Here is a 25769-nt window from a genome sequence, read left to right on the forward strand (position 1 = left end):
ACGCAATGTCACCAGGCTATATTCTGAAAAATTCAACTTTTTCAAACGCCGCACGCAGGGTGTCTGGCGTTAACGTCACCGGTAAATAGTGGATGGATTCGACCGGGCGCAGGGTATGCGCGATTACCCTATCGATCTCGGCGGTGTTATGAATATCCACGTCCAGTTCGCTAAGCCGGGCCGGCAGATGAAATCGCCGGTACGCTGTAATCAATTGCGCCAGCACGTCATCTTGTCCCAGTAGCGCGCTTTGCACCAGAATGCCATAAGCTACTTTCGTTCCGTGCAGGAATTTTTCCGTTTGCGGCAGAACGGTCAGACCGTTGTGTACCGCATGGGCGGCGGCGACACGGGTATAGCGTTCCCCGAGGCCGCCGACCATACCGCCGCCAGCGATAATCGCATCCACCACGTCGCAAAATGCCTGGGTCAGCCGACGCTGCTGTTTATCCGCTAATGCTTGTTCGCTGCTGGTCAGCAGGAGATCGCGAATAGCGCACGCGCTGTTAATGCCCAGTCTTACGGTCAATGGCAACGTTTCAGGCTGCGGCGCAAGCACAACGGCTTCATACCATTTCGCCAGCGTATCGCCAATGCCAGCTAACAGATAGTCATCGGGCGCCTGCAGAATAATGCGCGGTTCGACCAGCACCAGAAAATTGGCATCATCAAAAATTTCGAACTGTAACGCCTGTCCCGCGTCGTTATACCAGACGGAAAGCGGTGTCCAGGCGGCGCAGGTTGCCGCGATGGTCGGGATAGCGACAAACGGCAGCGCCAGACGGCGGGCGAGCGCTTTGGCGGTATCGAGCAGCGCGCCGCCGCCGACGCCTATCACCACCTGACGATCGTCGTTGCAGGCGTGCGCCAGTTGGGCAACATGGCGTTCGCTACAATGGCCGGTAAACGGCAGATGTTTTGCGCCAGCACGTTCAAACGCTTCCGGCAGGTAAGGCCGGGCGGCGGCAATCGCGCGTTCGCCGTACACCCAAACGGCGTGGGAAAGCTGTTCCGGCGTGAAAAAGTCGGTCAGTCTTTCGAGGCTTCCGGCATGGGAAAAATAATTCGCCGGGCCGGTAACGACGCGGATTTCAGCGTGGTTCATGTTGTGTTGTCCTTAGGGTCTTCTCACCGTTGTTATTATATTTAGACATCTAAACGTCTTGATTGCCAAATACTAACACCCTGTGATAGTGTGTCAACAACCACATCACTGGCGGGTATGAAGATAATGAGAAATAACCCACTGATTCCAAAAAGCAAATTGCCTAATCTTGGTACCACGATTTTTACGCAAATGAGCGCGCTGGCGCAGAAACATCAGGCAATAAATTTATCGCAAGGCTTCCCTGATTTTGATGGTCCTCGTTATTTGCACGAGCGGTTGGCTTATCATGTCGCGCAGGGCGCGAATCAATATGCGCCGATGACGGGGGCGCAGGCGCTGCGGGAGGCCATTGCCGATAAAACGGCGGAAATATATGGTTATCGACCCGATGACGTCAGTGATATCACCGTCACAGCGGGCGCGACAGAAGCGCTGTATGCGGCGATTACCGCGCTGGTGCGGGCAGGGGATGAGGTTATCTGTTTCGATCCCAGTTACGACAGCTATGCCCCAGCCGTGGCGCTCTCCGGCGGCGTGTTAAAACGCATAGCGCTTACGCCGCCGCATTTTCGCGTCGACTGGCAGGCGTTTTCGGCGTTGCTTAGCGAGCGCACGCGACTGGTGATCCTCAATACGCCGCATAATCCCACCGCTACCGTCTGGCGTCAGGCGGATATCGAGGCGCTGTGGCAGGCTATCGGCGAGCGGGAAATTTATGTGTTAAGCGATGAAGTGTACGAACATATTTGTTTTGCCGTCGAAGGCCATGCCAGCGTATTGGCGCACCCGCAGTTACGAGAGCGGGCGGTTGCCGTTTCATCGTTTGGTAAAACTTTTCATATGACAGGATGGAAGATTGGTTACTGCGTTGCGCCTGCGGCCATTAGCGCCGAAATACGCAAAGTTCATCAGTACCTGACGTTTTGCGTCAATACGCCGGCGCAACTGGCGCTGGCGGATATGCTGCGCGCCGCGCCGGAACACTATCGCGCGTTACCCGATTTTTACCGGAAAAAACGCGATGTGCTGGTTAACGCGCTGGCGCAAAGCCGATTAAAAGTGCTGCCCTGTGAAGGTACCTATTTTCTGTTAATCGATTACAGCGCAGTGTCGACGCTAAATGACGTTGAGTTTTGTCAGTGGCTAACCGAAGAAGTCGGTGTCGCCGCTATTCCGCTCTCTGTCTTTTGCGCCGCCCCTTTCCCGCATCAGCTTATACGTTTATGTTTCGCTAAACAGGAATCAACGCTGCTGGCCGCCGCAGAGCGCCTGTGTAAACTGTAGTTATTTAACCGTCCACGCTCTGGAGAATCGACGGTCTGCAAAAAGCTCCTGCAGGCCGTTGATCTGTTTCAGGCGCAGGACTTCATCGGCGTCCATACCTAACTCCTGGCCGATTTTGCTCTCGTCCCAGCCTAGCAGAGAAAGTTCGCGCACGATTTCTGACATGGCGTGGATCTGGTGGCGCCCGCGCGCGCGGTTATGCCGAATGGTTGCCGCCATGCGTTCGTGACGTTCTCTGTCCAGACACGTTATCGGCAGGTAGCCTTTCAGACGCCTTTTCAGGGCCGCTTTTCCTTTGCCCAGCTCATGACGGTGAAAACCGTCTACAATCTCGTACTCCTCCGTATTGGCCTTTACCACCACGATCGGCTGAGTAAACCCATCTTGTTCAATCGATTTAAGCAGCAGTTTTTTCTCCGGCGGCGCAACGTTATTCGGGTTGTCGTCATTAGGTGAAATATGATCGTTTTTCACCCACAGGACACAATCGACAGGCTCATCGCGAAAAGGACTAACGCTATGTATCGCCATTCTAAATTCATTAATGGCGGCGATCCTCTCCTCTTCAGGCAGTTCAGAGAGAAAGTGAGTTATTTCGGTTGTGAGTCGGTGTTGCATAAGATCCCCCATTCCTGGCGTTTAGCTTTCATACGTTCGTTATAACGCTGGTAATTCTTAGGTTTTGTCGGACTGAATGACAGCGCCCGGCACCAGTAATCATTGTTCAGTAATACTTTGCAGATCCGTCGCCACGACGGAATATCGCGCGATCCGATATCGCCATGCTGCGTTTGTGGAATGGTGTGCATGCCTTTTTTCTTATACCACTGCAAATAAACGGCGATTTTATTACGGTAATGTTCGGCAGTGACTTCAGGCATACTGTGTAGCAGGAGCAGCGCGTACTCTTCCCAGTTAAGGTGATCGGGTTTTAAAATTTTCCGGTGGCCGTAAAAATGGCTGTCTTGTCCGGCGTATATTCCTCCGCTGAGTGCGCCGCTGACTCTGGCGCACATGGCCGCCCAGCGCTCAGGTTCGATAACATGATACAGCCATAACCCCTGTCGTTGTTCCGGGCCGAACGGTTCGCAAATACGCATGTAACGGGGCGGTACTCCAGCCTGATACATCAAATTATACAAAGGGTTACATGGTTTACCTGTTTTGGCGAACCAGGTCCAGATATCTGCGGTTTTCCAGTCATAGATGGGATAGATATACCAGGTGTGCCCCTTAGGGGCTAACGTGGTCCAGGGCTTATCGTCGGCAAAGCGCAGCTTATGCGAGTTAGCGATAGCGGCAAATCGGTTATAGGATTCGTCGGAACGAATACCGACCAGCATAGCGGCAGGACGTTTTTCTGAAAACCAGTCGGCAAAATCGCGAACGAACTGTTCAAAGGTCATGCCGTGTTGATAAAAGGAAAAAAAGGCCGGATCGGTAATCGCATCTTCTGGCGGTTGTCGTACCCAGTCGGTACCCGGCTGCCAACACTGCCACTCCGGCTGGTATTGTGAAAGGGAATTTTGTGTGGTTAAGGGTAATGCGACCCAATAAAAACGCTCAATAACGTCCGCGTAGTATTCACGTAACGATTCAATATAGGCGATGGTACAGGAGAATTGCGCTTCCCAGTCAATGAAGAGAACATGGATCTTTTTATTCATTTTGCGCGCCAACGTTGCCGTCAGGTGCAACATAAGTCCTGAATCTTTACCACCAGAAAATGAGACGCAGACCCGGGGTAAGGTTTCCAGGGGCCACATTATACGCTCTTGAGCCGCTTCCAGAACATTTTGCTCGAGCGGAACTTTATAAACCGACATCTCTGGATAGTCTCCGATGTGTTAACTACAGTATATTCGAAATAATTAACATAAAGGATAAGCACATTAGATGAACTTGCAATGCTTTATTATATTTGTAAAATAAATATATCCCATAAACATATACATTAAATTTATATTAATATCCGTTATCTGACCTTCTTATTAATGTTTTTTTGTGATGTGCTCAATGAGCTCAGCAAATCCGCTATTATTCAGCGAAGCCCTATTATACATAAGATAGAATTGTATGGGAGCAATGGTAAAAGGTATGGTGACTTTTTTAAGTTTGATAGAGGAAGAGTAATAGTCAAAAAATGTTTGTGGTAAAAAACCAATAAGCTCCGTGGAGCTGATAGAGTTGGCGATGGTCATCAGCGATTTGCTTCTGAAACCAATTATTCTTTCCCCCAGCACATCATCCATAAGTGAATGATATTCTTTCATACCGGTTGCCCGGGAGACGAGTTGCGTAAATGACTCTTGTAGAATTTCGTCGATAGTGGCGGTGTCGCCTAAATAGCTTCGCAAAATAGTAGATCACTGAAAGGGAACTCAGCCCGGATTGTGCGATCTGATCAATCGCCAAACATCACAAATCACCAACCGGACTGAGCGATGCCGATCATAGCAGCAATTCCTGATGAAGAACGACAACTGATGCGCAAAGAGGCCCAACAAACCCACGATAAAAACCATGCGCGACGGCTTATCGCCATGCTGATGCTGCATCAGGGAATGACCGTCACTGACGTTGCCAGATTACTCTGTGCCGCCCGTTCATCCGTTGGTCGATGGATAAACTGGTTTACTTTACATGGTGTTGAAGGACTAAAAAGCCTCAGACCCGGACGTGCTCCACGCTGGCCGGTCGCTGATATCCTTCAGCTCTTGCCACTATTGGTACAGCGTTCCCCGAAGGATTTTGGCTGGCTGCGCTCACGCTGGAGCACGGAGCTTCTGGCACTCGTCATCAACCGACTTTTTGATGTGACGCTGCACCGCTCCACCCTGCACCGATATCTGAGGCAGGCAGATATGGTCTGGCGCAGGGCAGCGCCAACGCTGAAAATCAAAGATCCGCACTATGAAGAAAAACGGCTTGTCATTGATCAGGCGCTGGCTCAGGAGCAGACTGCACATCCTGTGTTTTATCAGGATGAAGTCGACATCGACCTGAACCCAAAAATTGGCGCTGACTGGATGCCCAAAGGGCAACAGAAACGCATCGCCACGCCGGGACAGAACCAGAAGCATTATCTGGCAGGCGCACTGCATTCAGGTACGGGACGGGTTCACTACGTCAGTGGCAGCAGCAAGAGTTCTGATTTATTTATCAGTCTGTTAGAAACGTTACGCCGTACATACAGGCGGGCGAAAACCATCACACTGGTGGCGGATAACTACATCATCCATAAAAGCCGCAAAGTGGAACGCTGGCTGGAAGAAAACCCGAAGTTCCGGTTGCTGTTCCTGCCGATGTATTCGCCGTGGCTGAATCCGATAGAGCGACTGTGGTTGTCGTTACACGAAACCATAACGAGAAATCATCAGTGTCGGTACATGTGGCAGTTACTGAAACAGGTAGCACAATTTATGAATGCCGCTTCACTGTTTCCCGGCAATCAACAGGGTCTGGCTAAAGTGGAGCGGTAATATGCGAAGCTATTTGTAGCGGCTCGCAATCGAAATCCCCCCGACTCGCAATCAGCGCCAATTTTGGCTCACATTAACTGCAAATGAAAAACGCCACCGGCTCACATTAGGTGATAATGGGCTCGCATTTATCCTGCCCGGCTCGCAATCCATTCCACCGGGCTCACAATAACTGCAAATCAACATCGTCATATTGGCAGACCGACCGCCAGCATTCTGTCGCGTAGTTCGGCCGTGCGGGCAGGGTCTAACTGATTATTAAATAATGCCCTGATTTCAGCTGGTTTTGCATCGAACTGCTCCACCATATCCTTCAGCCGGTAACCATGTCGCGTGAGCGTCGGCTCCAGGTCATCCAGCTGACGTGACAGCACGGATTCAACCAGAGTGGCAGTAATCGGTTTTTCGCCCGTCTGGTATCCTGCTTCCATCGCCAGCGTCAGGTGCAACTGGACCTGCAGCGGTGTTCGCAGTTTCATCGCCAGCAGGTCAACGGCTTCGGTCGTTAGAATATCTTCCGGCTTACCCTTACCGGTGCTGGTCTTCAGCAGCCACTGGATATATTCACGCTGACTGCCGGTGATCCCGTCCAGTGTAAAAATATCGGTACGATAGCCAATTTCCTCCATCGTCGGACGACGCAGGTCATTACGCAGTTTTGGGTGACCGGCCAGAACGACGGACAGCCTACCACCGCCGTCTTCAACCACTTCCATCAGCCGTTTGAGCCCCGTTAGTGTATTACCGTTCAGGTCATGGGCTTCATCAACAAACAGCGCCACCGGGCGTTTGCCTTTTTTGACCAGTTCCTGCAGCTCACGCTCGCGGCGTTCACCTTGTTTGTGGATCTGCACCTGTTTATCCTGTGCCAGGTCATAAAACAGGGCATTAATCAGCGTGGCGAGCCGGACACTCTGTTTGTCCACCGACAGGGAGCGGGCGACAATGATTTTATTTTCATCCAGCAGTTGCTGCTGCAGGCGTCGCAGAGTGACGGTTTTACCGCTTCCCACCACGCCACAGACCGCTATCAGTCGTCCTTCGCGTATCGCACCCTTAATGTCTTTCATCAGCTGCTTATGGTGGGCAGTTTCATAATACCCGGCCTGTTCAATAGACTGCGTCAGTCCATAATGCTCCATCACTTCAACCCGCATGGTCCTCTCCTGATTGTCTGCTACGAAAATAGTCTCTGATGCGGGCGAGTACTTCACTACGGTTAAGCGTCTCAGTCAGAATACTGTCGATAAACGCCCGGTCTTCATCCGACATTCTGGCCAGCGGTATGGCCAGATCGTCGGCAATTGCCAGTTTTGCCGCAATAACGGTGGGAAAGTGGTATTCAAATTTTCGGGTATCAAAGGGCTGATGTGGCAACGCATCAATGCGCTGCTGAGTGTCATCACTGACCACGCGGAGATCGCTGCCGGACAATGCGCTGATGGGGATGTTCAGCTGCCTGGCCAGAGCATGGATACGATCGGCCCGTTCAGCCGCTTTACCGCGTCTGAACGTCCGGTAACGGTGCAGCGGCACAGGCCCCGACACCGGATAATAAGGCCCCCATGTTTCACCGGTAAACTCCACATACATCTCTTCGTCAAACAGCCCCCACAGCAGAATGACGGTTTCACCCGCCATATCCGGTTCAACTTCCCATGCGGTGCCGTCTATCGTTATCCGCGCATCAACACCCACCTTGCGGGATTCCGGCTCCCGGGCGAACCGACAGTATTGTTCCCAGCTGCACATATCCCTCACACCTTCCTGGCCGATATTTGCCAGCCAGTCCTCCAGTCGGGAGTGTTTCTCGCTGCGGTGACGCTGCGCGTTATAACGGCTCAGATAGTTCCAGAGCCATTCGTTGGCCTGCAGCTCCGTTTCCGGTTTATGGAAATGGTACAGAGTTTCATGTGCCTCCTTGACGGTCCGGAAAGGACGTTCAACTTTACCTTTGGACCGTGCCGTCGTCCGGGTGCCGTCCTTGCCTGCCGGCGTATGCGTCAGCCAGTCAACCTTCAGGGACTGCATCACATTCTGGAATACATGGTTTTTGGCCACCGGTCCATTATCGAGGTACAGCAATTTCGGGCGGCCCTGAAAAGGAAAATCAGACCTGGTTTTTGGGGCCATGGCGTTAAAGAGAAAACGCAGCGCAGATTCCGCATCCTCACCGTACACACACCGGTATTCCTGGTATGCGACACCGCTCCGGTCATCCACTACGCTGAACAGCATCAGCGTGGGTTCGCCCCGGGCAGGATCTACCCAGTCAGGCCGCTCAATATGTTTGAGATCGGATGGCGACATATCAAACTGCCAACAGTCATTGCTGTTTTCAGCCTGAAATCTTACCGCCGGAGGCTCCCGTAACAGGCGGGGCTGGTCGAGACGCCAGCGGGAAAGCCAGCGATTGACGGTCTGCTTACGAAGTAAGCCTTTGGGACTTTTAATCAATCCCTGGACCGTCTCCACGCCATGCTCTTCCAGCAGCTGTATTGCCCGTCCGGTCGACAGATGGCGGCCGGATTTATTTGTGGTTCGTAATTTCAGTGCAGCAATCAGTTCGCAGTAATGCTCCAGCTCGGACGGTGGCAGTATCCGGGGTTGACCATGATCACTGCGGTGGGCCGTTCGCGGTTTCAAAACAAGGTGAAGAGCGCGATAAACCGTCGTGACTGAAATACCATACAGCTGGGCGGTAGCGGCAATCTGATTGGCACGTTCAGGGCTTTTTGGCGGCAGGCGATCGAGCCGTTGCCGTAGTTGCAACAGGGAGTCAGACGGAATCGCGCTACGCCGGCTGCTCATAATTTTCCAGCGCCCGGTAGACTGACGCCCTCCCAATCCCGAGCTGGCGGGCGATGGCTGTGGCTCCCATCTTCTCAATGGTATACAGACGATATACCTCAGCAGGATCTATGGACGGTTTCCTTCCCCGGTATACGCCCCTGGCTTTCGCCGCGGCAATGCCTTCCATCTGGCGTTCACGTCTCAGATTGGTTTCAAACTCAGCGAAAACACCCAGCATATCGAGGAAGGCTTTGCCTGCAGCTGAACGCGTGTCCACTGGCTGTTCTGTTGCCCTGAGCGTTACGCCCTGTTGATTCAGGGCATACACAATGTCCTGCAGGTCCTTAATGCTGCGGGCCAGGCGATCCACGCGTGTCACCATCAACGTATCACCAGGGCGCAGGAACTCCAGCAGCAGCTGCAACTCGCTCCTTCCGGTCCGGCCGCTTCCGCTGGCTTTTTCTGCACGAATAATTTCACAACCAGCAGCGCGGAGAATTTGTGTCTGCAGAGTAAGATCCTGATCGCTGGTTGAAACGCGGGCATAGCCGTAAAGTGCCATAATGGTGAAAACTGTCTCGTTTAACTCTAGATGATGAAAACGTAACACCGGAATGGGATAAAAACAACCCAAATGAGACAGAAAAACTGTCTCACCAGACTGTGCGTTTTGGGTGTACTCAAAAAATACATTTTCATTCCAGAGAAAATTTAATGAGCTCTTAATGTAATGCGAGGCTGACTGTATTCGGACTCGGACTGCTTCAGTTATACTTCGAAAAACTCAACCTTACCGCCAGTAAGGTGATACATACTGCCAACGATTTTAATTTTCTTCTCATCTTCCAGTTGTTTCAGCACCGGGCTGTTTTTGCGGATATTTTCGATAGTCAGCTCGACATTTTTTCGTGCCACCGCATCGACAAAATCATAATTGCTACCTTTACGCTCACCGCTATACTCCGTTTTTGCAATCGCGGGTTTAATTTCATCCAGCAGCCCCGTCAGGTTACCCAGTTCAGCATTATCAATAGCACAGCGTACTGCGCCACAGCGGGTGTGTCCTATAACCAGCACTACTTTCGCGCCGGCAACTGCACAGGCAAACTCCATGCTGCCCAGCATATCGCGATTACTGATATTACCCGCTACGCGGGAATTAAACGTCTCACCGATCCCCGCATCCAGCACAATTTCCGCCGGCGCACGTGAGTCAATGCAGCTAAGGATCACCGCAGCAGGATACTGACCCGCAATACTGTTGCGCTTCTGTGCCAGGTAATCATGTTTAGCCGGGCGATTTTCCCGGAAGCGCAGGTTACCCTGTTTAAAATGTTCAATGACTGCATCTGGAGTCATACCGTCACGTTCCTCTTTGCTCAGTGATGCGGCGAAAGAGATAGTTGGTACCGATAAGGCCGCCAGCCCGGTGACAGACAAAGCAGATACTGCAAGAGTTTGTTTCAGGATTGCACGTCGTGAAGGTTGTGCTGGTTGGTTTTGTTCCATTATTTGCTCCTATTTACTGAGTTAACTCCAATTGCTGCGATTATACGTAGGTAAACGTTAATCAAACCAAAACGACAATTTTTAACCAGTATGAATAAATATCTGAGACCAGTCGAACTGGAAAATAGAATGCTGGCAGTCGGTTTGCCGATATGACGAAGTTGACTTGCAGTTATTGTGAGCCCGGTGGAATGGATTGCGAGCCGGGCAGGATAAATGCGAGCCGGTGGCATTTTTCATTTGCAGTTAATGTGAGCCGAAATTTGCGCTGATTGCGAGTCGGGGGGATTTCGATTGCGAGCCGCTACAACTAGGAACTCTGTGTGTTCCGAACTTCATAAGTCTGGAGCGTTCATCTCATTCTTTGAGTGTCCGTTTGGTAATTCCGGTTGTCGCGTCACAGTTATGATACGGAGAAATCAGGTGTGGCTCTCAGTCTGGTCTGACTTGAACGTGGCCATCCCAGAGCCAGTGCTGTTGCTGATGTACTTTCAGCCGCAGGCTTTCCTGATTTCGGGAAGTAGCTCCAGCAACTGGCCAAAGAACCTTCGCAACGTTGAATAAGCCTGATTTATTTTCACTGACTTATGTGATTAATGCTAATGTACGCATACATTAGCATTAATCATGCATTTAATCCCCTGCGCCTTTCTGTCTGTTCTGATTTTTCTGGTAGTCCTGCTTCACTCTCCCGATATTCTTCAGAACTGTCTGCCAGTGGTCCTCTGCCTGCTGCCGGTAGCGTTCGGCAACGGCAGCAATAATGTCAGGATCACTGTCATGGCTGCGGTGCATGCGTCCCTTCTGGCCAAAGATATCAACAATAATATTCTGGCTGCCCTGCCTGTCGAAAAGATGAGCGCACAGGCGCTTTACAACCAGCGGAGTATAGTCCAGCCCGGCCTCATCAGCGATCTGGAAGAAGAAGTACAGCATCTCATACGTTTTGTAGCGCTTGACGGCCGCACTGAGTCTGGCTGCCCGTTGTGGTGCTTCCCAGGTGTCATCCCTGTAGTTACACAGTTCTGCCTGGTAGTCGGATTCCAGGTCTTCCTCTGTATACCGGTGGTGGCGGAAAAAGTATTCCCTGGCCCGTTTGACGACTGATTCATCCTGCGGCATGTCTGTCTCTGGTTAATGCTAACGTATGCGTACATTAGCATTAACACCAGTACCTGGCAAGGAGAGTGGCGTGCATCGTACCTGTGGTGCATCCCGCCCGGGCTCCGGACATGCTGTGCCAGCAATTCGACCGGCGGTGCGCTGTCCTGGTGCCCTTTTTCGCTACCCTGTCACGTCTTTAATTTGTTTGTTAGTTAGTTTATTTGTTAGTTTGTTTGTGTATAATATAAGCATACCCCTTTATGCGGAGACTGACAGATGCGTCCGGCGACATACGAACCAGAACAGATTATTGAAGCAGGGCTGGCCCTGCAGGCTGAAGGACGGAATATCACCGGGTTCGCACTACGTAACCAGGTGGGTGGCGGCAATCCGACACGTCTCCGCCAGATATGGGACGAATACCAGGCTTCACAGAGCACGGTCGTCACTGAACCCGTTGCCGAGCTGCCAGTGGAAGTGGCTGAAGAAGTGAAGGCCGTCTCCGCCGCGCTGTCCGAACGCATCACCCAGCTGGCGACAGAACTGAATGACAAGGCGGTCCGGGCTGCAGAACGCCGGGTTGCGGAAGTCACGCGTGCTGCCGGTGAACAGACCGCACAGGCAGAGCGGGAGCTGGCCGACGCCGCGCAGACAGTCGACGACCTGGAAGAAAAACTGGATGAACTGCAGGACAGATATGACAGTTTGACGCTGGCGCTGGAGTCAGAACGTTCACTGCGTCAGCAGCATGATGTGGAGATGGCCCAGCTGAAAGAGCGTCTTGCGGCCGCTGAAGAGAATACCCGTCAGCGAGAGGAACGGTATCAGGAGCAGAAGACAGTGCTGCAGGATGCGCTTAATGCGGAGCAGGCACAGCACAAAAACACGCGGGAAGACCTGCAGAAACGACTGGAGCAAATTTCTGCCGAAGCTAATGCGCGTACAGAAGAACTGAAGTCTGAACGCGATAAAGTCAATACTCTCCTTACCCGCCTTGAATCGCAGGAAAATGCGCTGGCCTCAGAACGTCAGCAGCATCTGGCCACCCGCGAAACGCTGCAGCAACGCCTCGAGCAGGCCATCGCTGACACGCAGGCGCGCGCCGGTGAGATTGCACTTGAACGTGACAGAGTCAGCAGCCTCACCGCAAGGCTGGAATCGCAGGAAAAGGCCTCCTCGGAGCAACTGGTGCGTATGGGCAGTGAAATAGCCAGTCTGACAGAGCGTTGCACACAGCTGGAAAACCAGCGTGATGATGCCCGTCTGGAGACGATGGGGGAGAAAGAAACGGTCGCGGCACTGCGTGGTGAGGCTGAAGCCCTGAAGCGTCAGAACCAGTCACTGATGGCGGCGCTTTCAGGCAATAAACAGACCGGTGGCCAGAATGCGTGATGATGACAATTCAGACGCCTGTGATGAAGCGCCCCGGGCGGAGGATAAATGCTACACCAAAGGGCGGCTTCGGGATGAGTTCAGGATGAAGCCAGCCCCTGGTGCGGAACCGGTCAGAATGTACAAAAGTCCTTACGGCGGGAAATACGGCGTATGGCGGCTGGCTGACTGCGTCCCGATGCGGGCGAAACGCCCTCAGACAGAAAAACAGCGGCTGGCCAGCACACGTCTGGGCCTGCAGGCCCGGATGAAGAGTGAGCGTGGCAGGTTCGCCATGCTGGCACATACCTGGTTAGCACTGGGCCCCGTCTTCCTCGATACCGAAACGACCGGACTTGATGCCGGCGCGCAGGCGCTGGAAATCGGTCTGGTGAATGCCCGCGGTGAGAGGATATTTGAGACCCGCCTGAAACCCACAGTCGGCATCGATCCGGCAGCAGCTGCAGTACAAATCGTTACGGAACCATATCGCTTTCCGGTGCTGTCAGTCAGGCTGGCCTGAGCTGGATCGGGGTGGCTCATTCCGCCGTCACTGACGCCGTTATAACAGCACAGGTGGTAAACAATATTGCCGGATACTGGCATGAACTCCAGTGTGAAATGAATGATGACGCAGGGAGTGAGCCAGCATAACGCTGCTCTCTGGCTGGTCAGACAGTTGCAGGGATTAATTCAGGAGTCTGAAATGGAGAATATGTTGAAAACTATGCGTGAGCATTTCCCCGTTCGAACAGTGGTGATCGAACAGTCTCTGGATATGTTTGGTGTCAAACGAAATGAGGACGGGACGTTACTCTTCCCCCGTCACTCCGATAAACGTTTTCCCGTTGCACGTATCCGTAAGCGACTGGCGGCTTATGGCTGGCGAGGAGAACGCCTGAATAAGGAGGTGGCGCGAATCGTCGCGGGCCCTGATATCCTCCCTGAGAGGAGGGACTACAGCATTATTTTCCCTTACGGATGGGAGAAGAAGCAGCTGACGCGTGAGATGCGGCGAATGTTTCTCCGTAAGACGGGCTGACGTGTGCTGATTATGCCTGATGAATTACATCATTTTTCTGACTTGCGGGAGAAGCCGTGACATTGACAGAAGAATCAGGTCATCTGGCGTGGTGTGCCCTGGTGGCGCTTGCGCTGGCCAGGCAGGATGGTGGCGTTCTCTCGCCGGCACAGGAAAACCTCTTTCTCACCCGCTGGCTGGCGACTGCGCTGAAGCAACGGCGTTTTTCTCGTGATGTGACGCCCGATATCGAGTGGCTTTTGAAACAGGGACGTCAGATGGGCGTCAGCGCCAAGCTGGCCAGCAAGCTGAATTACCTCTGGCGTTCATGCACCGGTGAGTTGTCCGAGCAGAACGACCTGTTCCGGCTGACGTATGCTCTGGAAACAGCGAAAGATATGCACTGGAACTACCGTCTGCTGAGCGATCGGGAATGGTCCGGCCGGAATGCTGTGGCGCTCAGTGCAGGCGTGAACGGCATTTATCTCTCACGGGCCAAACTCGATGTCGGTTTTAACGACAGCGGCCGACAGATAAATTCGCTGACAGCACGTTTGACAGGGAACGTAGCGGGGGTAATGAAGCTGTTTGATCGCTGTGGCTGGCAGAGCCTGATGCCTCCCTGCCCCACCAGTATTCGCTGATGGCCGGGCAGGGAGTGCCAGAAAAGGGGGATTAGTGGCGGATCTGCGCTAGGTCGTCTTCAGTCAGACCGGTCATTTTCATGACGGTATTGCGGTCAATGCAGTTCTGGAGCATGGTACGGGCTATTTTCAGAGTCGCTTCGCGCTCCCCTTCTGAACGGCCTTTTTCGATACCACGTTGTTCACCGAGCTGAATCCCCTTCTCGATGCCCTTCTGTTCGAGCTGTTGTGCGATGGTCATAAGTGCGTCTCCGTGTTGCGGCACACGCTGTGCCAGTTCGCGTACAAAGGCTTCGGCGTCCGATGTTTCGCCTGCCTGCACTATATAGTGTACCAGCGATATTACCTGCGATGAAGACAGATATCCGGCCAGCAAAATGGGCGCCAGCCGGTCAACCAATTCTGCCAGGTCCCGCTGATGAATATGTTTCTGCAATAAAGTCAGGGCGGCCATGCTACGGTGGCCGGCGATTTCATCATCCGGAATGACCGTAACGTCTACCAGCGGGAAAGCACTGCTGTAGAGTTTGTCTGCCAGAGCCGTATCGTCAAATTCGTCCAGCCAGCGGGTGGAGTATGGATACGGGCTGCGTTTCCCCGTATAGAACAACACTGGTATCACCAGTGGCAGTTTTTTATGCCCTGCCTCCAGGTGGCGCTGCATGGCGGCCACCGCATAGCGTATCAGGCGGAAAGCCATATGTTTGTCAGGTGTTGACTGGTGTTCAACCAGGACATGAATATATCCGTCGCCGGCTGTGGTTTTCAGGCTGTAGAGGACGTCGCTGAAATACTGGCGGAGATCATCCTCAACAAACGAGCCGGATTCCAGTTTCAGTGTACTGAGATCGCAGATGGCACGCAGCTCTGCCGGCAGATGCAGCTCCATAAAATCCCGGGCAATGTCAGGTTGTGTCAGAAACTGCCGGAATGTCGCGTCGTGGGGAGTCGGCGTAGTGTTTTTCTTTTTCATCAGTCCATGCTCTGAAAAATGACCCGGTCATAGTATCACAGGCAAAAAATGTTGACATTGCGAGGAACGGAATTGCAATTCCTTCAGGGGCAGTCCCCTCTTTCTTTTTTAATCATCAGCTTGCTTGCCCGGAGATATCCATGTCCTGGCAGAAACTGGTACTGCTGAACTATACCCTAATGTGCCTGGCTGACGCGCCCCTTGGGCTTGTCCAACCCTTCGCCTGCTCAGATGCAAGCTCTGAACAGACTCACGGTTTGCGCTGTGGGTTAACAAAATGATTGTGGATGTAGCGCCCTCTTCTCCATTTAATCTTCGGTGCCTCCTGTGAGAGCAAAATCAAAATATTATGATTTATTTCTTGCAACATGATTCTTTTTGTTCAAAATGACAAAAAACATCATGAGGTGATAAATGGAAAATATTGAGCAGTTACGGAAAGTCGCCACACGTGCAGGTAAACTTCTGACATCCTTGAGCGAAAGTATCCGCCAGCAAAAAGAGGAATTGAAGCTTACCGAGTTCTATCAGGAATACAGCAAAGCCGCCCTATATAAGCTGCCTAAGCTCAGCAAAGGGAGTGTTGAGTATGCTGTGGCCGAAATGGAAGCCAGTGGCTACATTTTTAAAAAGAAACCTTCTGGCAATACCATGAAGTACGCGATGACGATTCAGAACGTTATCGATCTGTATTTCCATCGTAAAGTGCCCAAGTACAGAGATCGCTTCGATAAAGCTTTCACTATATTTGTATGTAACCTTAAAGGTGGCGGTTCCAAGACAGTTTCTACCGCTTCATTATCCCATGCATTTCGGGCTCATCCTCAGCTTCTGTTCGAAGACCTGCGTATCCTGGCCATCGATTTCGATCCGCAGGCATCTCTGACAATGTTCCTGAGCCATGAGAATTCAGTGGGCCTGGTTGAAAATACGGCTGCTCAGGCCATGCTCCAGAACGTGTCTCGTGAAGAATTACTTTCCGATTTCATCGTGTCGTCAATTATCCCGGGCGTTGATGTTATTCCCGCTTCCATTGACGATGCATTCCTTGCTGAAGGCTGGAAGGGATTGTGTGAGGAACATCTGCCAGGGCAAAATATTCATGCAGTGCTTAAAGAGAACATTATCGACAAGCTCCGGTATGACTACGACTTTATCTTCCTTGATAGTGGTCCTCACCTCGATGCGTTCCTGAAAAACTGCATCGGAGCGGCAGACCTGATGTTGACTCCACTTCCTCCGGCAACGGTTGATTTTCATTCTTCCCTGAAGTTTGTAGCCAGCCTTCCTGCGCTTATTGATTCGATCGAACAGGATGGACACACCTGCAATCTCATCGGGAATGTAGGTTTTATGTCCAAAATCCTGAACAAGTCTGATCACAAAATTTGCCATAGTCAGGCCAAAGAAGTATTCGGTGCCGATATGCTCGACATGGTTCTGCCGAGGCTGGATGGCTTCGAGCGATGCGGGGAGACTTTTGACACAGTTATTTCCGCAAATCCAGCAACCTATGATGGAAGCACCGAGGCGCTTAAAAGCGCAAAATCAGCAGCGGAAGACTTTGCGAAGGCCGTATTTGATCGCATTGAGTTCATTCGTACTAATGGAGGTATGTGATGTCGAATGAGAGAAGAAAAACTATTGGCAGACAGTTAAATACCCAGGCGTCAATGGTTGAGATGACTGACACCCAAAGAAGTCAGGTATTTACCCTAAAAACCGGCAGGAAGATAACGTTCAGGTTTGTTCGGGTACCTGCATCGGACGTTGAAAGTAAGACATTCGTAAACCAGGAAACCAACGGAAGAGATCAACTTGCTCTGACCAGGGAGTCCCTGAAATCTATTATCCAGACGATTAAGTTTCAGCAGTTCTTCCCCTGTATTGGCATTCAGCAAGGTGAAAGGATTGAGATACTGGATGGTTCAAGACGGCGAGCCTCAGCGATTTATATCCGTACAGGCCTTGATGTAATGGTTACCAATGAACTTTTATCAGCTGATGAAGCTCGCCATCTGGCTAAAGATATCCAGACAGCTAAAGAGCATAACCTTCGGGAGATCGGCTTAAGATTGATGGCTCTGAAAGAGTCTGGATTCAATCAAAAGGAAATTGCTGAACTGGAGGGGTTATCCCAGGCTAAGGTCACCAGGGCACTGCAGGCGGCAGCAGTACCGCAAGAATTGATTTCTCTGTTCCCGGTTCAGTCTGAGCTGTCGTTTAGTGACTATAAAATTCTGTTAGAGGTTAATGAAAAACTCAGTGAAAAGGGTTTAACGTCTGAAGGGCTCATTCAGTCTGTCTCAGATCAGCATGATGCAATTTTGAGTGACTACGAGCGACCAGACGACGAACAGAAATCCAGTATACTGAAATTGATTTCTCAGGCCTCTCAGGCATTGATAGCTCCGCCTCCTAAGGAAAAGTCAGTAATTTCCGCACTCTGGACCTTTGAAGAAAAGGACAAGTTCGCGCGCAAGCGTGTGAAAGGGCGTACGCTAACTTATGAGTTTAGTCGTATGTCAAAAGTGGTTCAGGATGAACTGGACAAAGCTATCAACGAGGTCCTTGAGAGAAATTTGAGTCAATAATTTCGCCACGGCGATTTCACATCTAACTTATTGTAATTAAGTAATTTATATTGAGAATTTCAAGGTGAAATCGCCACAATTTCAAGTCAATTTCGCTGCAGGAATATCTGCCCAACGTGTCGTATAAGCTGGCGAAAGTAGTTCCCTTTTCATCTGCCACTCGGGGGCAATCCCCCGACCGGCGAACCATATTTTCCCCTTGCCCGGATGGTTAATCCCATCTAGGACTTGCATCAGCTGCTCGCTCCGTTCCCGCGGCTGTACTTCATCAAACAAATTAAGCTGCGATACCCCGGTTGGCGTGAAATCGTTCAGCATACAGCCTGCCTTTGCGTAACGGTGACCATCCACCCAGATCCTGTCCAGAGCTCTGACGGCAGCGGCAATGATGTCCCGTGTATCCTGCGTGGGGATGAGCAGTTTTTCACTGGCCAGATTACCGTAGTAGGGCTCAGTTACGGCGAACGGCGATGTTTTCACAAACACGGCAATATGCCTGCAGAACTGCCGTTCCCCACGCAGCTTTTCGGCGGCACGTTCAGCGTGCTGACAGACTGCCTGCCGCATCGCTTCATAAGTCGTGACTCGTTCTCCAAAGCTTCTGCTGCAGACTATCTGCTGTTTGGGGGGCGGTGCTTCCTCCAGGGAAATACAGCTTTCTCCATTGAGTTCCCGGACCGTTCTCTCCAGAACCACATTAAAGTTTTTCCTGATGAACGTTGGATTCGCGCGGGCCAGCTGCAGTGCTGTGGTGATCCCCATTGTGTTCAGCTTCTTTGAGATCCTGCGGCCCACACCCCAGATTTCCTCCACCGGTTGCAGTGACAGCAGTTTCTCCGTTCGTTTCTGATTGTGTAACGTCAGGGCAAGCACGCCTCCGAACTGTGACCATTCTTTCGATGCCCATTGCGCGCTTTTAGCCAGCGTTTTGGTCGGTCCCATTCCGACGCCGATGGTCAGCCCTGTGCCGGAACGAACGTGCTCACGCAGCTGTCGGCCGAAATCCTCGAAATCGATGCAACTGTCTATACCGCGAATATCCAGAAACATCTCGTCAATGGAGTACTGCTCAACGCGTGGCGCCAGCTCTTCCAGGTGAACCATGACCCTGTTCGACATTGATGCGTAGAGGGCGTAATTACTGGAGAACGCGATAACCGGCTCCGGAAATTTCGCCGACCTCAGTTGAAACCACGGCACCCCCATTTTTATGCCCAGTTTTTTTGCTTCAGCGCTGCGCGCGATTACACAACCATCGTTGTTACTCAGGACCACCACAGACCTGTCACGCAAATCGGGGCGAAAGACCTTTTCGCAACTGGCATAGAACGAGTTGACGTCAGCCAAAGCGAACATCAGTCTGTGCTCCGGGTTTTGTGTATAAAAGCCGTCACCACCCCGAAAATCTGCAGTTCTTCCGGATAAAGCGTGGGGTAGGCCGGATTAATCGGCAGCAGGGCGATACGGGGCTTCAACTGCAGGCGCTTAACGGTGAACTCGCCATCTGTTTCCGCGATGACAATATCCCCCTGCATGGGTTTCTCAGCTTTGTCGACAACCATTAAATCGCCGGAATGCAGACCCATTTCTTTCATCGAATCCCCGATAGCCCTGACGAAGAACGTTGCAGCCGGACGCCGTATACAGTAGGCATTCAGATCCAGTTCCTCCTCCGTGTAATCGGCGGCCGGCGACGGAAACCCCGCCGGGCAACGTTCGGTGAACAGCGGGGCAGTGGACTGTACCGGCTCCTGTTCGGGTGCTACAAGCAGTAACATGGCATACCTCTTAAAATACCTGTTTTTATATACAGCATTATTTAAGATATTTTCTGTCCTGCAAGTGAAATTTTACTGTTTCCCGTCAGATAACTGTTCTGCCTGGAAAAACAGATGTCAGGTTATCCACAGAATCAGTTAATAACCCTGTGGAGGAGCAACGCAGAACTGTTGGTATGTCATCTGTCCTCCTCTGGTGTTTCCCTTCAGCTCCTGTTGTCACCCCGGCCATTCCTGCACACCTGATGCTGACTGCCACCCGCTGCCAGTGTGCCGCGTCCGGCCTGTCACGGGACGGGCGCTGGCGTCGTTGTGATTGTACTCCATACCCTCGCCAGTTTAAGGGCGCCCTTCAAGCTGCTTTCGCGGCATAAGCTCGCCGACGATGAGAATTGTCGGCTCGTTATTCCACGGTCGGCGTTGACCCGTTACCGGACGCGACGAACAGGCAGCGTGCGGCAGGGAACGGTATCGCGGTGATGCCTCCTGCCGGATGTTGAGGAAAATCTTATGTTCAGAGTGACCTGTATCGACCTGGAAAATGGCGAGTTTGCGCTTTATATCAACGGACATTATCTGTCCAGTGAAGACGGCAGCGGCGAGAGGCTGTACCTGGGGGATATTCTGGAACGTTTATCCCGTCTGCCTGGTGTGACCACGGAAACCGTGGAGCGACCAGTACCAGACAGTGATGAGTGGAGCTGGAACGATGTGGCCGACAGTGTTTTTCCGGCCTGTATCACGCTGTCCCGCAATATGACAGTCGCTGCGTTTAAACAGCGTCTTTCCCGGTTTCCTGATGATGCGCTGTGCTGCGGTACGTTCTGGCTGGCCAGTGATTTTCTGGCGCTGGACAGTTCGCTCACGGAAGACGATATCGATGCGGCAATGGAGCTGGCACAGCACTGCCATGATGCGAATGACGGGTTCAACTGGAGCCATCTGCAATGGGCAATCGATGAGGTGAAGCGCGGTGGATAATAATTCAAACATTAATGATACCTGGCTTGTTGGCCTGAGTGTCGACGTCAATGGCACTGAAATGATGGTGCATTACCTGGTTTCCGCGACTGACCTGGAGCATGCCGAAGCGGGTGTTCTGGAAATGGGGCGCACCTGGTGGCCATCGTTGAAACGCGAGGATGACCGGCATCGGTGGGAATATGAAACAGGCGTGGTCTGGTTTAACAGCATCATTCTGCTCGATGACGTGGAAAACAGTATCCTGCGTGGTCTGAAGTTCCTCGATGCGTGGACAGTGACCGGCTCAACGGATGCGCCGGTACTGCGCGATGAGTGGGGGAATGACTGGCGGGATATCACCCGCTGACAATCTGCCGGGCAGTACGTCTGCCTGGTACTTCCTGAATGAATAATGATGTCGCGCAGCTCCTCTTTTTTCGGCGCCAGCGCCGGCGGCGCGGGAGCAACGCTGCCTGTGGTCAGTATCCCGCGTCCGGCCGGGCACGGGACGGGCGATTTTTCTGCTCCTGCCGGGCGCTGTCGCTATTATGCGCCCGGCAGGAGCCTTCTGATGAACGCCCTTCAAGCCGCTTTCGGCATAAACTCACCGACGGTGAGGACTGTCGGCTCGTTATTCCACGGTCGGCCTGACCCGTTACCGGACGCGGTGAACAGCCCACAGGCAGCGGGGAACGGGCGTCACAGGGACGCCCTCCCGGTGCCTCCTGTAACCGCGAGGAATCTCTATGTCCCGTTTAATCCTGGGGAACTGTGTCGATATTATGTCCGGCTTTCCGGAGCGCGCCGTCGATTTCATTCTGACCGACCCGCCTTACCTTGTCGGATTCCGTGACCGTTCCGGCCGCAGTATTGCCGGTGACAGAACCGACGAGTGGCTGCAACCCGCCTGTAACCAGATGTACCGCGTACTCAAAAAAGATGCGCTGCTGGTCAGTTTCTACGGCTGGAACCGCGTGGACCGTTTCATGGCGGCCTGGAAAAGTGCCGGTTTCAGCGTGGTCGGACACCTGGTATTCACCAAAAACTACTCGTCAAAATCCGCGTATGTCGGCTACCGCCATGAATGCGCTTACGTGCTGGCGAAAGGCCGTCCGGCCCTGCCACAGAACCCGCTGCCGGATGTCCTCGGCTGGAAGTATTCCGGCAATCGCCACCACCCGACGGAAAAGCCCGTTACCAGCCTGCAACCGCTGATTGAGTCTTTCACACACACGAACGCCATTGTTCTCGATCCGTTTGCCGGCTCCGCCTCCACCTGCGTTGCCGCGTTACAGGCGGGGCGCAGATATATCGGTATCGAGCTGATGGAGCAGTACCACAAAGCCGGGATTGAGCGCCTGACAGCCGTACAGCGCGCCATGCAACGCCCGGCCGCCAACGACGTCTTTTATCCGGAGGCCGCGTAATGAACTATTCCGGACACGAAAAACTCCGCGCAGAAGTGGCGGCGCTGGCCAACAGCATGTGCGACCTGCGCGCCACCCTGAAAGTGCTGGAAGAGCGTTATCACTGGCAGCGTCACGGACTTACTGAACGACTGGCCGGGCAGAGTCTGCGGCGTATCAACACCCTGCTGGATGAAGCGTACAACGAAAGCCTGATGCTCAATGAGTGTTTTAAAGACTGACAGATTTCGCTGACGCCGGGCGACTTCCCTGACGGGAACCGGGGCTGTCATGCTGCGCACCGAGCCAGCTGCGCTGTCTCTGCCCGGCCCCTTCGGGGCAGCGGGTTTCCATCCCACTGTCGCAACGTCAACGGCAGGCTTGCTGCGACCGTTCCGGTCACGCCGCCCCTGGCGCGCCGTTTCCTGTGCTTTTCGCACCCCGGCGGTAAGGCTGCCGGGCTGTAAGGCGCAACGCCGTTTCGCGTGCCGTGTCCCGACGTTGCGGCGGGTTCCTGCTCATCTCCGCTTCTGGTGCCGTTACCCGTTTAAGTCCCTGTCGCCGGGGGCTGATACAGCCACAACCCGCCGCACTGGCTGTCCAGGGTGAAATGAACAGCCTACAAAACTTTTTGCCGTAAAAGGCCGGCAAAAACTTTTGCGTTCTGCCCCGGACAGGTGCGTCGGGCCGTGGCAGTGATGCCCCTTGCGGCGAAGGTTCTCAAACGGGTGATGGCAGTACCAGAGGGAACAGAACAGCAGGTCCCCGCAAAACGTCAAAACCGCGGCTCCCGAAACTCAACGGGTGATGGTTTTTAAAGTCAAAACAACGCATTAAGGAGATTTATCATGGCAGCACGTGGCGTAAACAAAGTTATTCTGGTCGGTCATATCGGGCAGGACCCAGAAGTACGTTACATGCCCAACGGGGGCGCGGTGGCAAATCTTACCCTCGCCACGTCAGAAACATGGCGTGACAGGCAGGACGGGGAGATGCGCGAACACACCGAATGGCACCGTGTTGTCGTGTTTGGCAAGCTCGCTGAAATTGCCAGTGAATATCTGCGTAAAGGTGCTCAGGTCTACATCGAGGGCCAGTTACGCACCCGCAAATGGACCGATCAGTCCGGTCAGGACAAATACACCACCGAAGTGATCGTTAACGTGGGCGGCACCATGCAGATGCTCGGTCGCCACAACAGCCAGCCACAGCAGGAGCCTCAGACCCCACCTATGGCGGCAAAGGGAGAAGGCAAAGCGGTAAAAGGGGCGGGAAATGCAGCAAAAGGGAAAAACTCAGCAGCACCGCAGCAGCCGCCAGCGCAACCCGATCCGGCGTATGACTTCGACGATGATATTCCCTTTTGACTCGGTAAATTTTCACTGATGCCCCGTCTGACGGGGCTTATCCAGGAGAACACGATGACAGACAACATCATGATCCCACTGAAATCCCTGCCTGATGGCACGTTCACCCACGAACAGGCCGAAGCGGTGGCAGCACAGTATCAGAATGTCGCCATTGAAGACGATCAGGGGACGCACCTTCGCTTGGTTGTGCGTAAGGACGGCGAAATGGTCTGGCGGGGCTGGAATTTTGAACCGGGCGGCGAGTACTGGCTCAACCGCTGTATCGAAAGCCACGGTATCCGTAAAACGCAGTAAGCCGTAAGAGGTGCCGGACGGGAACACGTCCGGCAGACAATTATTAATATCATGAAGGAGTATCAATAATGTCAGTTACCAATTCTAATGCAAAATCCGCAGTAAAAACCAGCCGTAAGGCGAAAAACGCCGCCAGTGCCAGTAACACCGTATTGTCGGCGGTGCTGGCGCAGACCGAAGAACAACACGTACCGCTGTCCGCACTGGTCAAATCCCCGCAGAACGTGCGTATCGTGCCGTATTCCGCAGAGAGCGTCCGCGAACTGGCGGACTCTATTAAAGGGATTGGGCTGCTCCAGAATCTGGTTGTTCACGCCCTCCCTGACGGCCTGTACGGTGTTGCCGCTGGCGGTCGCCGTCTGGCGGCGATGAATCTGTTGGCCACTGAGAACACGATCCACCCGGACTGGCCTGTCCGCGTGAAGGTTGTGCCGGATAATCTGGCGACCGCCGCTTCACTGACCGAGAACGGGCAGCATCTGGAAATGCACCCTGTCGAACAAATTGCGGGATTCCGCGCGATGGCAGCGGAAGGCAAAACTCCTGCACAGACTGGCGATCTGCTGGGCTATTCGCCCCGTCACGTACAGCGGATGCTGAAACTCGCGGGGCTGGCTCCGGTTATCCTGGAAGCGCTGGCTGCGGACAAAATCACCACGGAGCACTGTCAGGCGCTGGCGCTGGAGGACAATCCCGACCGTCAGGTGCAGGTGTACGAGGCGGCGTGTCGAGAGGGCTGGAACAATAAACCGGAAGTGCGCGTGATCCGTAATTTGATCACCGACAGTCAGGTTTCCACCCTCAACAACAGCAAATATACGTTTGTCGGTGAAAAAGCTTTCTCCGGCGATGAAATCCGCGCAGACCTGTTCAGCGACGAACAGGGCGGTTTTGTGGACAAACTGGCGCTGGATACGGCCCTGCTGGAAAAACTTCAGTGGGTGGCGGAGTGCCTGAAAGAGGCCGAGGGCTGGGCATGGTGCGCGGGACGGATGGAGCCTGTCAGCCGCTATGGTGAGGATACCGAAGTGTACCGTATTCAGGATGAGCCTGACGCGGTTTACACGGAGCAGGAACAGCAGCGTCTGGACGAGTTGCAGGAACTGTACGACGAAAACCAGACCGCCAGCGATGAAACCGACACGATGGAGTCAGAGATAGAGGCCATCGAATGCGCGGCACAACTCCGGGCATGGACGCTGGAAATGCGCGCACAGTCCGGCGTGGTGGTGTCATGGCGTCACGGTGAAATCTGTGTCCAGCGCGGGGTGAGCCTGCGTGAGCAGTCTGAAACGGAAGATGAACCCGCTCAGGTTCCGGTATATGAGCGCCAGCCGGAGCCTGTGGACGAAATCAGTGTTCCCCTGCTGACCAGAATGTGTGCAGAACGGACATTGTCGGTCCAGGCGGCACTGATGCAGCAGCCGGAAAAATCCCTGGCGCTTCTGGCATGGACGCTGTGTCTGAACGTGTTCAGCAGCGGCGCGTATAACCGACCCGCTCAAATCAGCCTGAACTGTAAGCATTACTCCCTGACAAAGGATGCGCCGTCCGGCGAGAGCGGTGTTGCGTTTGTGACGCTGTCGCAGGAGGGAAAACGTCTTGAAACGTTGCTACCGGAGGGCTGGACACAGGACTTCACCACCTTTTTCACCCTCAGCGCCAAAGACCTTACCGCCCTGCTCAGTTTCTGCACCGCATGCAGTCTTGACGGTATGCAGATGCGCGGCGCCGGAGGCACCACCCGCAGTCCGCTCGATAAGCTGGAAATCGCGCTCGCTTTCCATCTGCGCGACTGGTAGCAACCGACGAAGGCCGATTTCTTCACTGGCCTTAAAAAACCGCAAATCATCGCCGCGCTGAATGAGGCCGGACTGACAGGCGCGGGATGCGGAGAAGATGAAGAAGGGTGATGCGGCTGAACTGGCAGAGGACAAAATGCGTGACAACCGTTGGGTGCCTGTCTGGATGCGCGCCCCTGATGCAGAAAACGACGTATCTGATACCGAAAACGGCAGTGCTGATGCAGACAGCCACCACACCCTGCCCGATGCAGCCTGATAACGGAGGCCGCC

The 25769-nt window shown here is 53.2% G+C and carries 24 protein-coding genes and 4 pseudogenes; 15 read left to right on the top strand and 13 right to left on the bottom strand.

Annotated features, from left to right (window positions below; translation table 11 throughout):
• Positions 1-16 precede the first annotated feature (16 nt).
• Positions 17-1105: an oxidoreductase gene (locus J4728_RS04565; RefSeq protein WP_208211314.1), complete on the bottom strand. Its 1089-nt coding sequence runs from the start codon at positions 1103-1105 to the stop codon at positions 17-19.
• Between the two features lie 126 nt (positions 1106-1231).
• On the opposite strand from J4728_RS04565, the gene J4728_RS04570 reads away from it, so the two are divergent.
• Positions 1232-2392 carry a pyridoxal phosphate-dependent aminotransferase gene (locus J4728_RS04570; RefSeq protein ID WP_001245597.1) on the top strand — a complete coding sequence of 387 codons (1161 nt, stop codon included), beginning with the start codon at positions 1232-1234 and terminating at the stop codon, positions 2390-2392.
• On the opposite strand, the gene J4728_RS04575 is transcribed toward J4728_RS04570, so the two are convergent.
• From J4728_RS04575 to J4728_RS04585, 3 genes and pseudogenes are all read right to left on the bottom strand, one after another.
• Positions 2393-3010 (bottom strand): IbrB-like domain-containing protein, encoded by a 618-nt coding sequence (locus J4728_RS04575; protein WP_208211317.1) that lies wholly within the window; start codon positions 3008-3010, stop codon positions 2393-2395.
• Positions 2983-4218 carry a phosphoadenosine phosphosulfate reductase gene (locus J4728_RS04580; RefSeq protein WP_052892862.1) on the bottom strand — a complete coding sequence of 412 codons (1236 nt, stop codon included), beginning with the start codon at positions 4216-4218 and terminating at the stop codon, positions 2983-2985. The genes J4728_RS04575 and J4728_RS04580 overlap by 28 nt, the downstream gene beginning before the upstream one ends.
• A gap of 165 nt (positions 4219-4383) precedes the next feature.
• Positions 4384-4737 (bottom strand): annotated as a pseudogene (locus tag J4728_RS04585) (LysR family transcriptional regulator); the annotation flags it as partial.
• A 99-nt stretch (positions 4738-4836) separates the two neighbouring features.
• Here J4728_RS04585 and J4728_RS04590 point away from each other — a divergent pair.
• Positions 4837-5874, top strand: a complete 1038-nt coding sequence (locus tag J4728_RS04590) for an IS630 family transposase (protein WP_001121399.1) — start codon at positions 4837-4839, stop codon at positions 5872-5874.
• A 188-nt stretch (positions 5875-6062) separates the two neighbouring features.
• Here the strand turns inward: J4728_RS04590 and J4728_RS04595 are convergent, their stop codons facing one another.
• The 5 genes from J4728_RS04595 to J4728_RS04615 form a co-directional block, all read right to left on the bottom strand.
• Entirely contained in the window at positions 6063-7088 is a 1026-nt protein-coding gene (locus J4728_RS04595; RefSeq protein WP_001576625.1) for an ExeA family protein, read from the bottom strand.
• Entirely contained in the window at positions 7021-8685 is a 1665-nt protein-coding gene (locus J4728_RS04600) for an IS481 family transposase (protein WP_000098783.1), read from the bottom strand. The genes J4728_RS04595 and J4728_RS04600 overlap by 68 nt, the downstream gene beginning before the upstream one ends.
• Entirely contained in the window at positions 8669-9229 is a 561-nt protein-coding gene (locus tag J4728_RS04605) for a recombinase family protein (protein WP_001240330.1), read from the bottom strand. The genes J4728_RS04600 and J4728_RS04605 overlap by 17 nt, the downstream gene beginning before the upstream one ends.
• A gap of 206 nt (positions 9230-9435) precedes the next feature.
• Positions 9436-10176 carry a carbonic anhydrase gene (locus J4728_RS04610; RefSeq protein ID WP_001541566.1) on the bottom strand — a complete coding sequence of 247 codons (741 nt, stop codon included), beginning with the start codon at positions 10174-10176 and terminating at the stop codon, positions 9436-9438.
• Positions 10177-10809: 633 nt separating this feature from the next.
• Positions 10810-11298, bottom strand: a complete 489-nt coding sequence (locus J4728_RS04615) for a hypothetical protein (RefSeq protein ID WP_001135407.1) — start codon at positions 11296-11298, stop codon at positions 10810-10812.
• Between the two features lie 258 nt (positions 11299-11556).
• Here J4728_RS04615 and J4728_RS04620 point away from each other — a divergent pair, with 258 nt between their 5' ends.
• From J4728_RS04620 to J4728_RS04635, 4 genes and pseudogenes are all read left to right on the top strand, one after another.
• Positions 11557-12672, top strand: coding sequence for a DNA-binding protein (locus J4728_RS04620; protein WP_001247118.1), 1116 nt, complete (start codon positions 11557-11559; stop codon positions 12670-12672).
• Positions 12665-13305: pseudogene (locus J4728_RS04625) on the top strand (3'-5' exonuclease). Before J4728_RS04620 ends, J4728_RS04625 begins: the two are co-directional and overlap by 8 nt.
• Entirely contained in the window at positions 13277-13693 is a 417-nt protein-coding gene (locus J4728_RS04630; RefSeq protein ID WP_000988946.1) for a hypothetical protein, read from the top strand. The pseudogene J4728_RS04625 and the gene J4728_RS04630 overlap by 29 nt, the downstream one beginning before the upstream one ends.
• A gap of 56 nt (positions 13694-13749) precedes the next feature.
• Positions 13750-14351: pseudogene (locus J4728_RS04635) on the top strand (DUF2913 family protein).
• On the opposite strand, the gene J4728_RS04640 reads toward J4728_RS04635, so the two are convergent.
• Positions 14348-15289, bottom strand: coding sequence for an Rpn family recombination-promoting nuclease/putative transposase (locus tag J4728_RS04640; protein ID WP_000728917.1), 942 nt, complete (start codon positions 15287-15289; stop codon positions 14348-14350). The pseudogene J4728_RS04635 and the gene J4728_RS04640 overlap by 4 nt on opposite strands.
• A 414-nt stretch (positions 15290-15703) precedes the next feature.
• Between J4728_RS04640 and J4728_RS04645 the strand changes: the two genes are divergently transcribed.
• Both J4728_RS04645 and J4728_RS04650 read left to right on the top strand, forming a co-directional pair.
• Positions 15704-16909 carry an AAA family ATPase gene (locus J4728_RS04645; RefSeq protein ID WP_000427676.1) on the top strand — a complete coding sequence of 402 codons (1206 nt, stop codon included), beginning with the start codon at positions 15704-15706 and terminating at the stop codon, positions 16907-16909.
• Positions 16909-17883, top strand: coding sequence for a ParB family protein (locus J4728_RS04650; protein ID WP_000064274.1), 975 nt, complete (start codon positions 16909-16911; stop codon positions 17881-17883). The genes J4728_RS04645 and J4728_RS04650 overlap by 1 nt, the downstream gene beginning before the upstream one ends.
• Positions 17884-17964: 81 nt before the next feature.
• On the opposite strand, the gene J4728_RS04655 is transcribed toward J4728_RS04650, so the two are convergent.
• On the bottom strand, positions 17965-19239 hold the full coding sequence (locus tag J4728_RS04655) for a Y-family DNA polymerase (protein ID WP_000457541.1): 1275 nt from the start codon (positions 19237-19239) through the stop codon (positions 17965-17967).
• Positions 19239-19661, bottom strand: coding sequence for a translesion error-prone DNA polymerase V autoproteolytic subunit (umuD, locus tag J4728_RS04660; protein ID WP_000925627.1), 423 nt, complete (start codon positions 19659-19661; stop codon positions 19239-19241). The genes J4728_RS04655 and umuD overlap by 1 nt, the downstream gene beginning before the upstream one ends.
• Before the next feature lie 510 nt (positions 19662-20171).
• On the opposite strand from umuD, the gene J4728_RS04665 reads away from it, so the two are divergent.
• Both J4728_RS04665 and J4728_RS04670 read left to right on the top strand, forming a co-directional pair.
• On the top strand, positions 20172-20642 hold the full coding sequence (locus tag J4728_RS04665; protein WP_208211323.1) for a hypothetical protein: 471 nt from the start codon (positions 20172-20174) through the stop codon (positions 20640-20642).
• Complete coding sequence (locus J4728_RS04670; protein WP_115179150.1) at positions 20635-20991, top strand: hypothetical protein; 357 nt, start codon at positions 20635-20637, stop codon at positions 20989-20991. The genes J4728_RS04665 and J4728_RS04670 overlap by 8 nt, the downstream gene beginning before the upstream one ends.
• On the opposite strand, the gene J4728_RS23820 is transcribed toward J4728_RS04670, so the two are convergent.
• Entirely contained in the window at positions 20929-21210 is a 282-nt protein-coding gene (locus J4728_RS23820) for a hypothetical protein (RefSeq protein ID WP_243771244.1), read from the bottom strand. The two genes, J4728_RS04670 and J4728_RS23820, sit on opposite strands and share 63 nt — an antisense overlap.
• 160 nt (positions 21211-21370) lie before the next feature.
• Between J4728_RS23820 and J4728_RS04675 the strand changes: the two genes are divergently transcribed.
• The 5 genes and pseudogenes from J4728_RS04675 to J4728_RS04695 all read left to right on the top strand — a co-directional run bounded on the left by J4728_RS04675 (position 21371) and on the right by J4728_RS04695 (position 25755).
• The gene (locus J4728_RS04675; RefSeq protein ID WP_000088645.1) at positions 21371-22051 is read left to right on the top strand and encodes a DNA methylase; all 681 of its coding nucleotides are present in this window, start codon (positions 21371-21373) and stop codon (positions 22049-22051) included.
• Positions 22051-22272, top strand: a complete 222-nt coding sequence (locus tag J4728_RS04680) for a hypothetical protein (RefSeq protein WP_001109588.1) — start codon at positions 22051-22053, stop codon at positions 22270-22272. The genes J4728_RS04675 and J4728_RS04680 overlap by 1 nt, the downstream gene beginning before the upstream one ends.
• Positions 22273-22878: 606 nt before the next feature.
• Entirely contained in the window at positions 22879-23397 is a 519-nt protein-coding gene (locus tag J4728_RS04685) for a single-stranded DNA-binding protein SSB2 (RefSeq protein WP_208211328.1), read from the top strand.
• A 54-nt stretch (positions 23398-23451) separates the two neighbouring features.
• Positions 23452-23694, top strand: a complete 243-nt coding sequence (locus J4728_RS04690) for a DUF905 domain-containing protein (RefSeq protein WP_000131519.1) — start codon at positions 23452-23454, stop codon at positions 23692-23694.
• A 68-nt stretch (positions 23695-23762) separates the two neighbouring features.
• A pseudogene (locus J4728_RS04695) lies at positions 23763-25755 on the top strand (ParB/RepB/Spo0J family partition protein).
• Positions 25756-25769 lie beyond the last annotated feature (14 nt).

Source organism: Salmonella sp. 32070601201500089SM (assembly GCF_017573605.1).
GTDB classification, from domain to species: Bacteria; Pseudomonadota; Gammaproteobacteria; order Enterobacterales; family Enterobacteriaceae; genus Salmonella; species Salmonella enterica.

Coding starts and splice junctions, on each gene's coding strand:
- J4728_RS04565 (WP_208211314.1), bottom strand. CDS start 1,105: ATGAACCACGCTGAAATCCGCGTCGTTACCGGCCCGGCGAATTATTTT.
- J4728_RS04570 (WP_001245597.1), top strand. CDS start 1,232: ATGAGAAATAACCCACTGATTCCAAAAAGCAAATTGCCTAATCTTGGT.
- J4728_RS04575 (WP_208211317.1), bottom strand. CDS start 3,010: ATGCAACACCGACTCACAACCGAAATAACTCACTTTCTCTCTGAACTG.
- J4728_RS04580 (WP_052892862.1), bottom strand. CDS start 4,218: ATGTCGGTTTATAAAGTTCCGCTCGAGCAAAATGTTCTGGAAGCGGCT.
- J4728_RS04590 (WP_001121399.1), top strand. CDS start 4,837: ATGCCGATCATAGCAGCAATTCCTGATGAAGAACGACAACTGATGCGC.
- J4728_RS04600 (WP_000098783.1), bottom strand. CDS start 8,685: ATGAGCAGCCGGCGTAGCGCGATTCCGTCTGACTCCCTGTTGCAACTA.
- J4728_RS04605 (WP_001240330.1), bottom strand. CDS start 9,229: ATGGCACTTTACGGCTATGCCCGCGTTTCAACCAGCGATCAGGATCTT.
- J4728_RS04610 (WP_001541566.1), bottom strand. CDS start 10,176: ATGGAACAAAACCAACCAGCACAACCTTCACGACGTGCAATCCTGAAA.
- J4728_RS04615 (WP_001135407.1), bottom strand. CDS start 11,298: ATGCCGCAGGATGAATCAGTCGTCAAACGGGCCAGGGAATACTTTTTC.
- J4728_RS04620 (WP_001247118.1), top strand. CDS start 11,557: ATGCGTCCGGCGACATACGAACCAGAACAGATTATTGAAGCAGGGCTG.
- J4728_RS04630 (WP_000988946.1), top strand. CDS start 13,277: ATGATGACGCAGGGAGTGAGCCAGCATAACGCTGCTCTCTGGCTGGTC.
- J4728_RS04640 (WP_000728917.1), bottom strand. CDS start 15,289: ATGAAAAAGAAAAACACTACGCCGACTCCCCACGACGCGACATTCCGG.
- J4728_RS04645 (WP_000427676.1), top strand. CDS start 15,704: ATGGAAAATATTGAGCAGTTACGGAAAGTCGCCACACGTGCAGGTAAA.
- J4728_RS04650 (WP_000064274.1), top strand. CDS start 16,909: ATGTCGAATGAGAGAAGAAAAACTATTGGCAGACAGTTAAATACCCAG.
- J4728_RS04655 (WP_000457541.1), bottom strand. CDS start 19,239: ATGTTCGCTTTGGCTGACGTCAACTCGTTCTATGCCAGTTGCGAAAAG.
- umuD (WP_000925627.1), bottom strand. CDS start 19,661: ATGTTACTGCTTGTAGCACCCGAACAGGAGCCGGTACAGTCCACTGCC.
- J4728_RS04665 (WP_208211323.1), top strand. CDS start 20,172: ATGTTCAGAGTGACCTGTATCGACCTGGAAAATGGCGAGTTTGCGCTT.
- J4728_RS04675 (WP_000088645.1), top strand. CDS start 21,371: ATGTCCCGTTTAATCCTGGGGAACTGTGTCGATATTATGTCCGGCTTT.
- J4728_RS04680 (WP_001109588.1), top strand. CDS start 22,051: ATGAACTATTCCGGACACGAAAAACTCCGCGCAGAAGTGGCGGCGCTG.
- J4728_RS04685 (WP_208211328.1), top strand. CDS start 22,879: ATGGCAGCACGTGGCGTAAACAAAGTTATTCTGGTCGGTCATATCGGG.
- J4728_RS04690 (WP_000131519.1), top strand. CDS start 23,452: ATGACAGACAACATCATGATCCCACTGAAATCCCTGCCTGATGGCACG.